Source organism: Polymorphospora sp. NPDC051019, from assembly GCF_040683055.1.
In the GTDB taxonomy this organism is placed as follows: domain Bacteria; phylum Actinomycetota; class Actinomycetes; order Mycobacteriales; family Micromonosporaceae; genus Polymorphospora; species Polymorphospora lycopeni.
The window spans coordinates 173,863-186,578 of record NZ_JBFBCH010000001.1 but is presented as its reverse complement, the minus strand read 5'-3'; the positions used below and the strand labels follow the sequence as shown (position 1 = coordinate 186,578).

The 12,716-nt window shown below is 73.8% G+C and carries 13 protein-coding genes; all 13 read left to right on the top strand.

Annotation, left to right across the window (positions count from 1 at the left end):
• The first annotated feature begins 6 nt into the window (after nt 1-6).
• From AB0M79_RS00805 to AB0M79_RS00745, 13 genes are read left to right on the top strand one after another with little or no spacing between them, the layout of a single operon-like run.
• On the top strand, nt 7-900 hold the full coding sequence (locus AB0M79_RS00805; RefSeq protein ID WP_364206445.1) for a MaoC/PaaZ C-terminal domain-containing protein: 894 nt from the start codon (nt 7-9) through the stop codon (nt 898-900).
• Entirely contained in the window at nt 897-1,688 is a 792-nt protein-coding gene (locus AB0M79_RS00800) for an enoyl-CoA hydratase-related protein (RefSeq protein WP_364206443.1), read from the top strand. Before AB0M79_RS00805 ends, AB0M79_RS00800 begins: the two co-directional genes overlap by 4 nt.
• On the top strand, nt 1,689-2,480 hold the full coding sequence (locus tag AB0M79_RS00795) for an enoyl-CoA hydratase-related protein (RefSeq protein ID WP_364206441.1): 792 nt from the start codon (nt 1,689-1,691) through the stop codon (nt 2,478-2,480).
• Complete coding sequence (locus tag AB0M79_RS00790) at nt 2,477-3,673, top strand: CoA transferase (RefSeq protein ID WP_364206439.1); 1,197 nt, start codon at nt 2,477-2,479, stop codon at nt 3,671-3,673. The genes AB0M79_RS00795 and AB0M79_RS00790 overlap by 4 nt, the downstream gene beginning before the upstream one ends.
• Nucleotides 3,670-5,043, top strand: a complete 1,374-nt coding sequence (locus tag AB0M79_RS00785) for an OB-fold domain-containing protein (RefSeq protein ID WP_364206437.1) — start codon at nt 3,670-3,672, stop codon at nt 5,041-5,043. Before AB0M79_RS00790 ends, AB0M79_RS00785 begins: the two co-directional genes overlap by 4 nt.
• On the top strand, nt 5,036-6,220 hold the full coding sequence (locus AB0M79_RS00780) for an acetyl-CoA acetyltransferase (protein ID WP_364206435.1): 1,185 nt from the start codon (nt 5,036-5,038) through the stop codon (nt 6,218-6,220). The genes AB0M79_RS00785 and AB0M79_RS00780 overlap by 8 nt, the downstream gene beginning before the upstream one ends.
• A complete protein-coding gene (locus AB0M79_RS00775; RefSeq protein ID WP_357537435.1) occupies nt 6,217-7,116 on the top strand; it encodes an SDR family NAD(P)-dependent oxidoreductase in 900 nt (299 codons plus the stop codon). The genes AB0M79_RS00780 and AB0M79_RS00775 overlap by 4 nt, the downstream gene beginning before the upstream one ends.
• Nucleotides 7,116-8,306, top strand: coding sequence for a thiolase (locus AB0M79_RS00770; RefSeq protein WP_364206433.1), 1,191 nt, complete (start codon nt 7,116-7,118; stop codon nt 8,304-8,306). The genes AB0M79_RS00775 and AB0M79_RS00770 overlap by 1 nt, the downstream gene beginning before the upstream one ends.
• Nucleotides 8,303-8,818, top strand: coding sequence for an OB-fold domain-containing protein (locus AB0M79_RS00765; protein WP_364206431.1), 516 nt, complete (start codon nt 8,303-8,305; stop codon nt 8,816-8,818). Before AB0M79_RS00770 ends, AB0M79_RS00765 begins: the two co-directional genes overlap by 4 nt.
• Nucleotides 8,811-9,668 (top strand): MaoC family dehydratase N-terminal domain-containing protein, encoded by an 858-nt coding sequence (locus AB0M79_RS00760; protein ID WP_364206429.1) that lies wholly within the window; start codon nt 8,811-8,813, stop codon nt 9,666-9,668. The genes AB0M79_RS00765 and AB0M79_RS00760 overlap by 8 nt, the downstream gene beginning before the upstream one ends.
• Entirely contained in the window at nt 9,668-10,828 is a 1,161-nt protein-coding gene (locus AB0M79_RS00755) for an acyl-CoA dehydrogenase family protein (RefSeq protein WP_364206427.1), read from the top strand. The genes AB0M79_RS00760 and AB0M79_RS00755 overlap by 1 nt, the downstream gene beginning before the upstream one ends.
• Nucleotides 10,825-11,802 carry a hypothetical protein gene (locus AB0M79_RS00750; protein ID WP_357537425.1) on the top strand — a complete coding sequence of 326 codons (978 nt, stop codon included), beginning with the start codon at nt 10,825-10,827 and terminating at the stop codon, nt 11,800-11,802. The genes AB0M79_RS00755 and AB0M79_RS00750 overlap by 4 nt, the downstream gene beginning before the upstream one ends.
• 13 nt (nt 11,803-11,815) lie before the next feature.
• Entirely contained in the window at nt 11,816-12,628 is an 813-nt protein-coding gene (locus tag AB0M79_RS00745) for an FCD domain-containing protein (protein ID WP_364206424.1), read from the top strand.
• The last annotated feature ends 88 nt before the right edge of the window (nt 12,629-12,716 follow it).

Below are 12,716 nucleotides of genomic sequence, written 5' to 3'. Positions count from 1 at the left end.
GACGGGATGACCATGACCATCGACCTCGACACGCTCCTGGGCTGGCAGTTCCCGGTCATCGAGCAGTCGTACGACGAACGTGACGCGATCCTCTACGCGCTCGGCGTCGGGCTCGGCACGGACCCGACCGACGAACGGCAACTCCGCTTCCTCTACGAGGAGGGCATGGTCGCCTTCCCGACCCTGGCCCTGGTGCTCGGCCACCCCGGTCCCTGGTACAGCGACCCGGCCACCGGCATCGACTGGATCCGGGTGGTGCACGGCGAACAGGACCTGCGCATCCACCAGCCGCTGCGGCCCCGTGACGACATCGTCTGCCACACCCGGGTCACCGACGTGATCGACAAGGGCCCCGGGCGGCCCGCCCTGGTCTACTGGGAACGCCGGGTGAGCCGGCGGGACACCGGCGAGCCGCTGTGCACGCTCTCCTCCACCCTGGTCTGCCGCAACGACGGCGGGTTCGGTGGCCCGCCCGGACCGGCCCGGCCCCGTGCCGCCGTACCCGACCGGCCGGCCACCACCTGGTGCGACCTGCCGACCTCGCCGCGCGCCGGGTTGATCTACCGGCTCAGCGGCGACCGCAACCCGCTGCACGTCGACCCCAGGGTGGCCCGGGAGGCCGGCTTCGAACGGCCGATCCTGCACGGGCTGTGCACGCTCGGCGTGGCCGCCCACGCGATCCTGCGCAGCGTCCTCGACTACGAGGCCGGGCGGCTGGTCGGGCTCTCCGGGCGGTTCTCCGCGCCGATGCTGCCCGGTGAGACGGTCCGCACCCACCTGTGGCTGGAGGACGGGAACGTCGCTTTCCGGTGCGTCAGCCTGGACCGGGACCTGACCGTCATCGACGGCGGCCTGGCCGTCCTGGCCGGCGCCGCCGAGACCGTCGGGGCGACGGCATGACCGGCTACCGGCATATGCACTACACCGTCGCCGACGGGATCGCCCGGATCCGCCTCGACCGGCCGGGCCGGCTCAACGCGCTCACCTCGGTGATGGCCGACGTCGAACTGCCCGAGCTGTGCCGGCGGGCCAGCGCCGACCCGGCGGTGCGGGTGGTGGTGCTCACCGGTACGGGCCGCGGCTTCTGCTCCGGCGCCGACCTCGGCGAACGCATCGACGCGGTCACCACCGGCGCCGACCCGACCCGGCTCCAGCAGCCGCTGGGCAGCTTCGTCCGGGCGGTGTGGGACATCCCCAAGCCGGTCGTCGCCGCGGTGAACGGGGTCGCCGCCGGCGGCGGCATGTCCCTGGCGACCGCCGCCGACTTCCGCGTCGTCGCCGAGTCGGCCCGGTTCGAGCCCGCGTTCGTACGGCGGGGACTGATGCCCGACGGCGGTTTGACGTACACGCTGCCGGCGCTCGTCGGCCGGTCCCGGGCGCTGGAGATCCTGATGTTCGGCACCCGGGTCGACGCGGCGCGGGCGGCGGAGATCGGGCTGGCCGACCGGGTGGTCCCCGACGACCGGCTCGACGAGGCGGTGACGGAGTTCGCCGGCCGGCTCGCCACCGGCCCCGCGCTGGCGCTGTCGTTCACCAAACGCGCCGTGCAACGGGCCGACGGCGGCGACCTGGCCGGGGCGCTGGAGTTCGAGAGCTGGGGGCAGCGGGTCTGCCTCGGCTCGCGGGACTTCGCCGAGGGCCGGGCCGCGTTCGCCGAACACCGCACACCCGTCTTCGAGGGGCACTGAATGACGTACACCGACATCCTGGTCGGCCACGACGGCGGTACGACCACGATCACGATCAACCGTCCCGAGGTGCTCAACGCCCTGCGGACGGAGACCATCGGGGAACTGACCGACGCGTTCACCCGCGCCGACGCCGACCCGACCGTGGGCGTGGTGGTGCTGCGCGGCGCCGGCGAGCGGGCCTTCTGCGTCGGCGGCGACCAGAAGGTGATGGTGTCCGCCCTGGACCGGGCCGGCTGGCTGCGGCTGGCCGGCAGCCTGCGGGACCTGTTCGCCGCGGTCCGCCGCTGCGGCAAGCCGGTCATCGCCGCCGTGCAGGGCTGGTGCATCGGCGGCGGCCACGAACTGCACTGCTTCTGCGACCTGACGATCGCCTCCGCGTCGGCCCGGTTCGGGCAGGTCGGGGCCCGGGTCGGCGGCGCACCGATCTTCAACACGAGGCTGCTGCCACGGCTGGTGGGGGAGAAGCGGGCCCGGGAGATCCTGTTCCTCTGCGACACCTACACCGCCGACCAGGCCCGGGAGATCGGCCTGGTCAACAAGGTGGTGCCGGACGACCAGTTGGACGCCGCCGTCGACGCGATGTGCCGGGACCTGCTCGCCAAGAGCCCGACCGTGCTGCGGGCGCTGAAACTCGGCGTCAACGTCGACGACGTCCTCTCCGACGCGTACCTGCCGCTGATGGTCGACTCCCTCGCCGGGTTCTTCGGCTCGCCGGAGCAGCGCGAGGCGACCACCGCGTACGCCCAGAAACGGCAACCCGACTTCTCGCCCTACCGGAGTGCACCGTGACGACGACAGATCGCCCGCTCGACGGGGTCCGGGTACTTTCCTTCGAGCACGCCTGGGCCGCGCCCTACGGCACCATGATGCTCGCCGACATGGGCGCCGACGTGGTCAAGGTCGAACCGCCCGGCGTCGGCGACCACGTCCGCGCCTGGACCCGCAACGACCTGCAGGGGCTGAGCCCGCACTTTCTCGCCGTCAACCGCAACAAGCGGTCGGTCGTGCTGGACCTGAAGACCCCCGACGGGCTGGCCACCGCCCGCGGCCTGGCCGCCCGGGCCGACGTGGTCGTGGAGAACTTCTCCCCGGGCAGCCTGGACCGGCTCGGGCTGGACTACGCGACGCTGAGCGAGGCCGACCCGGCCCTGGTCTACTGCTCGGTCAGCGGCTTCGGCACGTCGGGGCCGTACCGCGACCGGCGGGCGTACGACCTGCTGATCCAGGCCGAGGGCGGGCTGATGTCGGTCACCGGGGAGGGGCCCGACCAGCTCGCCAAGGTCGGCGTACCGGTGGTCGACATCATGGCCGCGATGGTGGCCGCGTTCTCCGTGGTCTGCGCCGTCCGCGACCGCGAACGGCACGGCCGGGGCCGGCACATCGACGTCGCCATGCTCGACGTCGCCGCCTCGGTGATGGCGTTCAACGTGTTCAGCCACGGCATATCCGGTGTGGTGCCGCAGCCGCTGGGCACCGCGCACCCGCTGCTCGCCCCGTACGAGATCTACCCGACCCGGACCGGGCCGGTCGCGATCGCGATCCTCACCGAGGCGCACTGGGCCGTGTTCTGCACCCTGCTCGGCCGGCCGGACCTGCGCGATCAGCCCGAGTTCGCCACCGCGCCGATGCGGGTGGAGAACCGCGACCGGCTCAACGAACAGCTCCGGCCGCTCCTCGCCGACCGGGACCAGGGCGAACTGGTCGACACCCTGGCCCGGCACGGGCTGGCCTGCGCGCGGGTCAACGACGTACCGGCGCTGGTGGAACATCCGCAACTCGCGCACCGGAACTTCTTCTCCCAGTGGGAGATGGCCGGCCGGCAGATGGTGGCGCCCGGTGCCCCGTGGCGGGCCGTCGCCGAAGCCGGGGGCGGCCCGCCGGTGGCGCCGGTCGCCGACCGGTTGCCGGCCGAACGCCCCGGCCAGGACACCGACGCGGTGCTGCGGGACTGGCTGGCCCCGGCGGCGGAGGCGACGGCGTGAACGCCGGGATCGTGGCCTACGCGGCCTACCTGCCCCGGCACCGGCTGACCGCGTCCGACGTCGCGGCGGCCCGCACCGGCACCCCCGGCGGCCGGGGCGAGCGGCGGGTGGCGGCCTTCGACGAGGACGCGCTGACCATGGCCGTCGAGGCGGGCCGCCTGGTGCGCCGGCTCGGCGGCACACCCGCCTCGGTCGTCGTCAGCACCACCAACCCGCCGTACGCGGGCAAGAACAACGCCAGCGCCGCGCACGCCGCGCTCGCCCTGCCCGACGACGTACCCGCGTACGACCTCGGCGGCTCCTACCGGTCGGTCCCCGGGCTGCTCGGCACGGCCGCGCCCGGCACCCTGCTGCTGGCCGCCGACGTCACCGTCGGCCGCCCCGGCGGCACCGACGAACTGGACCGTGGCGACGCCGCCGCGGCGGTGCTTCTCGGCCCGGCCGAACAGGCCGCGGTACGGGTGGTCGAGCGGGCCACGGTCACCGAGGAGTTCCTGGACCACTGGCGGGCACCGGGCACGCCGTTCGCCAACCAGTGGGAGGAGCGGTTCGCCGTCGAGCGCTACCTGCCGCTGCTGGACCGGGTCCTGGCCCGGCTCACCACCGCCTCGGTCGACCACGTGGTGATCTCCTCGCCCGGGCCCCGGACGGCCCGTACGGCGGCGAAGCGGCTCGCCCCGTACGGCCCGGTCCGCGACCTGGCCGGGGTCGGGCACGCCGGCGCCGCCGACCCGCTGGTCCGCCTGGCCGCCACCCTCGACCGGGCCGAACCGGGGCAGACGATCCTGCTGCTCGTCCTGGCCGACGGCTGCGACGCCCTCGTGCTGCGCTGCACCGACCGGCTTCCCGCCGCCCGGGCCACCCCGACGGTCGACCGGCAGCTCGCGGCGGCCCGCCCCGTCCGCTACCTCGACTACCTGGCCTGGCGAGGGCTGCTTGACCGGGCCGGTCCGCGCCGGCCCGACCCGGCCGTCGCCAGCGGCCCGGCGAGCGCCCGCAACAGCCGCTGGAAGTTCGGCCTGGCCGCGTCGCGGTGCGGCTCCTGCGACGCGGTCCAGGCCCCGCCGCAGCGGGTCTGCGTGCGCTGCGGCGCGGTGGACGGCGCCACCCCGGTGCCGCTCAGCGAGGCCGGCGCGTCGATCCGCACCTTCAGCGTCGACCGGCTCGCGTTCAGCCTGAACCCGCCGGTGGTCGCCACGGTCGTCGACTTCGACGGCGGCGGCCGGCTGGAGATGGAACTGGCCGACCCGGACCCCGACCGGCTGCGGGTGGGGGGCCGGGTGCGGATGGTGTTCCGGCGCCGGCACGCGAGCGGCGGGGTGCACAACTACGCGTGGAAGGCGAGCCTGGAGGAGGAGACCGGTGACTAGCAGAGGTTTGCGGGACCGGGTCGCGATCGTCGGCATGGGCTGCACCCGCTTCGGCGAGCGGTGGGAGTCGTCCGCCGGTGACCTGCTGGTCGACGCGGCAACCGAGTGCCTGGCCTCGGCCGGGGTCACCGGCCCCGACGTCGACGCGTACTGGCTCGGCACGATGGACTCCGGCTACGCCGGGCTCACCCTGTCGACCGCGCTCAAGACCGACTACCGGCCGGTGACCCGGGTGGAGAACCTGTGCGCCACCGGCTCGGAGGCGTTCCGCAACGCCTGCTACGCCGTCGCGTCCGGGGCGTACGACGTGGTGATGGCCGTCGGCGTGGAGAAGCTGAAGGACTCCGGCTTCTCCGGCCTGGTCCGCCGGGATCCGCCCGACGACGGTTCGGCGGTGGAGAGTTCGGCGCCGGCCGCCTTCTCCTACCTGGTTCCGGCCTACGCCGCCGCGTACGGCGTCGACGACGCCACCATGCGCGAGGTGCTCACCCACATCGCGGTGAAGAACCACGCCAACGGGGCGCTGAACCCCAGGGCCCAGTTCCGGACGCCGGTGTCGGCCGAGACGGTGAACCGGGCCCCGCTGGTCGCCGGAGCCCTCGGCGTCTACGACTGCTCCGGGGTCGCCGACGGCGCCGCCGCCGCGCTGATCGTCCGCGCCGAGGACGCCCACCGCTACACCGACCGGCCGCTGTACGTCAAAGCGCTCGCCGTGGCCAGCGGCCGGGGCGACGGGGCGCTCGACGACCGGGTCTCCTTCACCAGCTTTCCCGAGGTGGTGCGCTGCGCGCAGGACGCGTACCGGCAGGCCGGTGTCACCGACCCGCGTAACCAGATCTCGCTGGCCGAGGTGCACGACTGCTTCACCCCGACCGAACTGGTCCTGATGGAGGACCTGGGCTTCTCCGAACGCGGGCAGGCGTGGCGGGACGTGCTGGACGGCGCGTTCGACCGCACCGGCCGGCTGCCGGTCAACGTCGACGGCGGGCTCAAGGCGTTCGGGCACCCGGTCGGGGCCAGCGGGCTGCGGATGCTGCTGGAGTGCTGGCTGCAGATGCGCGGCGAGGCGGGCCGGCGGCAACTCGACAACCCGACCCTCGGTCTGACCCACAACCTCGGCGGGCGGCCCGGAAAGTGTGTGTCCTTCATCGGCATCGTAGGGAGTGAACTGTCGTGAGCGAGACCCGACGGGTTGCGGTGGTGACCGGGGCCGGCGGTGGCATCGGCGCCGAGATCGCCAAGGCACTGGCGGCGGCCGGCTTCGCGGTCGTGGTCAACGACATCGGTGCCGACCTGGCCGGCACCACCTCGGACGCGGCCCCGGCGAACACGGTGATCGACGAGATCACCGCGGCCGGCGGCACGGCGGTGGCGAGCTTCGCCGACGTCGGTGACTTCGACCAGGCGGCGGGCATCATCGACACCGCCGTCGACGAGTTCGGCCGGATCGACGTCCTGATCAACGCGGCCGGCATCGTCCGGGACCGGATGATCTTCAACCTGGCCGAGGACGAGTGGGACGCGGTGATCCGGGTCCACCTGAAGGGCACCTTCAACACCACCCACCACGCCTCCCGCTGGTGGCGGCAGCACCGCGGCGGGGACTACCGGCTGCTCAACCTCATCTCCGGGGCCGGCCTCTTCGGCGCCCCCGGCCAGCCCAACTACGCGGCGGCCAAGATGGGCATCCTCGGCCTCACCCTGTCGTGCGGCAACGCGCTCAAGCGCTACGGCGTCACCTCGATCGCGGTGTCGCCGGGCGCGGCGACCCGGATGACCGAGGCGGTGCCCGGCGACCGGGCCGCGCAGGTCGGCATCCGGCACGACGACGAGATGGCACCGGCCAACGTGGCGCCCGGCGTGGTCTACCTGGCGCAGCCGGACCGGGCCTGGCTCAACGGGCAGACCGTCGGCATCCGCGGCTACCGGCTGATCCTCTACACCGGCCACGAGGTGAGCCGCGAGATCGTCGGCACCCGCCCGTGGAGCGTCGCCGAGGCCGGCGAGGCGATGGAACGCGTCTTCCGGCCCGCCCTGGAACGCCGGGGCATCTTCGACACGCAGGTCGCCTGATGGCCCGCGGAGCCGCCGTCGTCGGGATCCACGAGCACCCCGACCGGCTCAGCCCGTCGACCAGCGCCATGCAGTTGCAGGCGATCGCGGCGGCCGCGGCGCTGCGCGACGCCGGCCTGAAACCATCCGATGTGGACGGGCTGTTCAGCGCCCTGGACGGCGGCCTGACCAGCCGGCTGGCCATGGCCGAATACCTCGGGCTGGCACCGACGGTCGTCGACACCACCATGGTCGGCGGCGCCTCGTTCGAGTTCCACGTCGCACACGCCCGCAGCGCCATCCTGGCCGGCAAGTGCGAGGTCGCGCTGATCACGTACGGTGCGACCAACCGCAGCGCGGCCGTACGGATCGGCACCGGCGCCCCGCCGAGCTACGGCGACGACAACCCCGGCGAGAACATGGAGGCGCCGTGGGGGGCCACCCTCATCGCCAACTACGCCATGGTCGCCACCCGGCACATGCACGAGTACGGCACCACGCCGGCCCAGCTCGCCGAGATCGCCGTCGCCACCCGGCACCACGCCGTACGCAACCCCGACGCGGTCGCCGCGATGAAGGCGCTCGGCTTCCGGCACACCGGCCCGCTGACCGTCGACGACGTGCTCGCCTCCCCGGTGGTCGCCGACCCGCTGCGCAAGCTGGAGTGCTGCATGGTCTCCGACGGCGCGGGAGCGGTCGTGCTCGCCTCCGACCGGGTGGCGGCGGCGACCCGCAAACCGCCGGTCTGGGTGCTCGGCAGCGGCGAGGCGGTCAAGTACACCACCAACGGCGGCGACATCTGCCGAACCGCCGCCGCCCGGTCCGGGCCGATCGCGTTCGCCGAGGCGGGGGTGACCCCCGCCGACATCGACGTGGCGATGATCTACGACTCGTTCACCGTCACCGTGCTGACGGTCCTCGAGGACCTCGGCTTCTGCGCCAAGGGCGAGGGCGGTGCCTACGTCGAGGGCGGCCGGCTGCGGTTCGACCGGCCCGGCGGCCCGGCACTGAACACCGACGGGGGCGGCCTCTACTCCAACCACCCCGGCATGCGCGGGCTGTTCCTGCTGATCGAGGCGACCCGGCAACTGCGCGGCGAATCCACCGCCCAGGTTCCCGGCGCCCGGCTCGCCGTCGCCCACGGCAACGGCGGCATGCTCGGCAGCCGGCACGCCGGCGGCACCGTGATCCTCGGAAGTGAGCGGCCATGAGTGACCGGACGACCCCCACCGATCCACCGTCCTTCGCCGCCGGGCTGCTGCCGGCGGTCCTCGACCGGGACACCGCGCCGTTCTGGGCGGCCGCCCGGCAGCGGCGGCTGACGTACCAGACCTGCGACGCGTGCGCCGCCGTGGTCTTCTTCCCGCGCCGGCACTGCCCCGGCTGCCTGTCGGCGGCGCTGACCTGGCACGACTCCGCCGGGCTGGGCGAGGTCTACACCTACTCGGTGGTCCGCAACAGCCGCGATCCGCGCTTCGCCGACCGGGTGCCGTACTGCGTCGCCTGGATCGACCTCGACGAGGGCTTCCGGATGATGTCCAATGTGGTCGAGGTCGACCCGGACGCGATCACCGTCGGGCTGCGGGTCAGGGTCGACTGGCGGGCCTCCGGCGACCAACTGCTCCCGGTCTTCGTCCCGGCGGACCCCGCTCTCCCGGCGGACCCGGCCGTCCCCGCGGAGCCGGCGGACGGTGCACCGGCGGTTGGGTCCGGCGATGACTGACCCCACGACCCGGCCCCTGGGCACCCTCACCCTGCCGGTCGACCGGATCAAGGTCCGCGAGCTGGCCCGGGCACTGCGCGCCGACCCCGGGACCGTCCCGCCGACGTTCACCGTCGTCGCCGCGCACCACACGCCGGCCGGCGGCTCGCCGAACGAGCTGATCATCGCGGCGGCGGGCCTGGACCAGCCGCGGGTGCTGCTCGGCGAGCTGTCCTGGACCTACCGGCGCCCGCTCCGGACCGGGGAGACCCTGACCGGGACGGTACGGCTGGACGACCGCACCGTCCGACGGGGCCGGCGGGGCGGGGAGATGGTGCTGGCCACCGGCACCACGATCTGGTGCGACGAGGCCGGGGCCGAGGTGCAGCGCGGCCGGGTGGTCCTGATCCAGCCGGAGGCGCCGGCGACCGGTGGCAGCAGCACCGTCACCCGGGCGGCCGCCGACGGGCCGCCGGCGCCCGCCGACCCGGCCGCCGCCGACCCGGACACGCTCCGGCTGTCCCGGACCGACATCGTGCGCTACGCCGGTGCCGCCGGCGACTTCAACCCCGTACACCACGACGAGGGCCACGCCGTCCGGCTCGGGTTTCCGGGGGTCTTCGCGATGGGCCTGCTGCCCGGCGGGATCCTCGCCGCCGAGGCGGCCCGGGTCCTGCGTCCCCGGCCGCTTTCCGCCGTGGCGATCCGGTTCACCGGGCAGACCTGGCCCGACGTGACGTACCGGCGGCACCGTGACCCGCTGCCGGCGACCGACGACCGGGGCGGGGGAATCGAGCTGGGCCTGACCGGACCGGCCGGCGAACAGACCGTACGGGTACGCGCGTACCCCGGACCACAGGGCGGTGCGTGATGGACTTCGCCTACTCGACCGACCAGGAGGCGTGGCGGGACGTGGTCGCCGCCTTCCTCGACGACCGCGCCCCGCTGGCGAAGACCCGGGTACGCGCCGAGCGGGGCGACGGCCCCGACACCGACCTGTGGCGCCGGATGGCCGACCTCGGGCTGCACGGCCTCCACGTACCGGAACACCACGGCGGCCAGGGCTTCGGCGTGGAGGAACTGGCGATCGTGCAGGAGGAGATGGGCGCCCGGCTGGTCGGCACCCCCTACGTCGCCTCCACCGTGCTGGCCGCCACCCTGCTCGCCGCGCTCGCCGACGCCGAGCCGGCGGCGGCCGACCTGCTCGCCCGGGTCGCCACCGGGGACCTGACCGGCACCGTCGCGCTGTGGGGGCCGGGCACCGGATGGGTCGACGACGGCCCCGGCGTCCGCGCCGCCCCGGCCGGCGCCGGAACGGTCACCCTGACCGGAACCAGGACGCTCGTGCCGTACGGCGCGGACGCGGACCTGCTCCTGGTCACGGCCCGGCACGACGACCGCCCGGCGCTGGTCGCCGTGACCGGTGCCGCCGCCGGGCTGGACCGGCGGACCGTCAAGGGGCTGGACCTGACCACCCGGTACGCCACGGTGACCTTCACCGGCACCCACGGCGTCCTGCTCGCCGAGGGCGAGGCGGCCCGGGCCGCACTGGACCGCCTGGCCGACCACGCGTACGCGCTGCTCGCCGCCGAGATGGTCGGCGGTGCCCGGGCCTGCCTGGAGAACGCGGTGGAGTACGCCGGGCAGCGGCACCAGTTCGGCCGGCCGATCGGCTCGTTCCAGGCGGTCAAGCACCTCTGCGCCGACATGCTCGCCGAACTCGAACTGGCCCGTTCGGCGGTGCTGTTCGCCGTCTGGGCCGTCCGGACCGGCGATCCCCGGGCGGCGTCGGCCGCCAGCACGGCCAAGGCCCTGGCCGGCGACGCCTACCTGTTCATCGCCGATGCCGCCCTGCACATCCATGGCGGCATGGGCTTCACCTGGGAACACGACTCGCACCTCTACCTGCGCCGGGCGCGGGCGGCCAGCCTGCTGTTCGGCGACGCCGGCCACCACCGCGAGCGGTTCCTCCGGCACGCCGGCTTCGGTCCCGACCCTGTCCCCGCTTCCGTGACGAAAGGAACGCCATGAGCATCCTCACCCCGACCCAGCTCACCGCCGAACTCGAGGGCCAGTACTACAGCCCGAAGATGCAGTGGTGGTGCGCCCACGCCGACCTCGTCGACTCCGACGGCGTGTCCTGGTCGTTCTACTTCTGGCCGGCGCTGGGTTCCCTCGACGAGGCGTGGATCGCCACCCTGTACGTCGGCGACGAGGTGGTCGACCTCACGTCGCTGCACCTGCCGGTCGGCACCCTGAAGGCGTCCCGCGACGGCGTCGACGTCGCCTTCGGCGACCAGTACATCCGGGGTACGTATCCGGACTACGAAATCCATGTCGAAGGCGTCCACAATGGTGAGCGGGTATCGTTGACCCTGCGGATGTCGGCCCGGATGCCGGCGTTCGAGGCGCTGCCGAACCTGCGCGGCATCACCTGGCACTATGTGCCCCAGTTCAGCACCACCGGCACGGTGACCCGGGGCGACCGGGCCCGCGAGGTGACCGGCTCGGGCTACCTGGAGCGCCGGCGCGGCCGGTTCTGGGCACCGGGGGTGGCCCGGGGCATCTGGGAGAGCATCCCGGCGGCCTCCACCGGAGGTCTCAGCGTTCCGCTGTTCTACAAGGTGTGGCGCGACGACGGCACGGTCCAGCTGGAGACGCTGACCTTCACGGTGGACGGTAAGGACCTGGTCGATTTTGGAGACGTCGAAGTGGACATCCTGGAGACCGCGAAGCTGCCCGGCTTCGAGGACATCGACCACCCGATGCGGTTCCGGCTGCGGGCCGAGGGCGACGGCGGCCGGGCCGAGCTGGAGGTGATCCGGTCGCCGCACCGGCTTATGATGCGAGACTATTTCGTCGACCCCGACCGCGACGCCAAGTTCACCGGGTTCTATGGTCCGGGCGAGACCCGCGGGACGATCGAGTACGCGGGCGAAAAATACGCGGTCCAGAGCAGGAGCTTCGGAAGTGCTCTCTTCTTCACCCGCCGCAGTGCCTCCTGAGCGGCGCGCATCGGTGGCGCCCGGCCCGCACCGCGGGCCGGACGCCGGCGTACGCCTCAAGCGTGACCGGCGCCCGCCCAAGGCGTCGGTCATGCTCGCGGCCGACATCCGGGCGCACATCCTCGGGCACGCGCTGCCGGCGGGCAGTGTCCTGCCGTCCGAGGCACAGCTGGTCAGCGACAGCGGGCTGGGGCGGGCGACGGTGCGCGAGGCGCTGCGGCTGCTGGAGGCCGAGGGCCTGATCGCGATCAAGCGCGGGCCGCAGGGCGGGGTGACGGTGCAACGGCCCGACCTGTCCCGGCTCAGCCGGTCGCTGGCACCGTTCCTCACTCTCTCCGAGGCGCCGCTGCGGGACCTGTTCGTCTTCCGCAAGGCGGTGGAGCCGACGGCGGCGTCGCTCGCGGCGGTCCACGCCACCGACGAGCAGCGGGACCGGTTGCTGCGGCTGGCCGACCACGATCCGCACTCCGGCTACTCCAACGAGATCGCGTTCCACGAACTGGTCGCCGAGTCGGCCGGTAACGAGCTGATGCGGGTGCTGCTGCTGGTGCCGTACGACCTGCTGCGGCTGCACCTGGACGTCGAGGACATCACGGCCGACGACGTCGGGGAGGCCAACGCGGCGCACAAGGCGATCGCGACCTTCATCGCCGACGGCGACCAGCAGCGGGCCGGCCGGGCGATGCTCAAGCACGTGGAGAGCTTCGAGGAGATGATGCAGCGGCACAACCGGCTGGACCAGCCGATCGTGCCCCGGGAACGCTGGCTGCGGGAGTGGCGGACGGCCAACGGCGGCCTCGGTGACGGCGGTGACCTGGGCGACTGACACCGGCGCCCACGACCACCGGGCCGGCGAGCGGACCACGCCCGCCGGCCCGTCCGTGTGACCGGTTCGCCCGGTCGGGCGGGTCGGT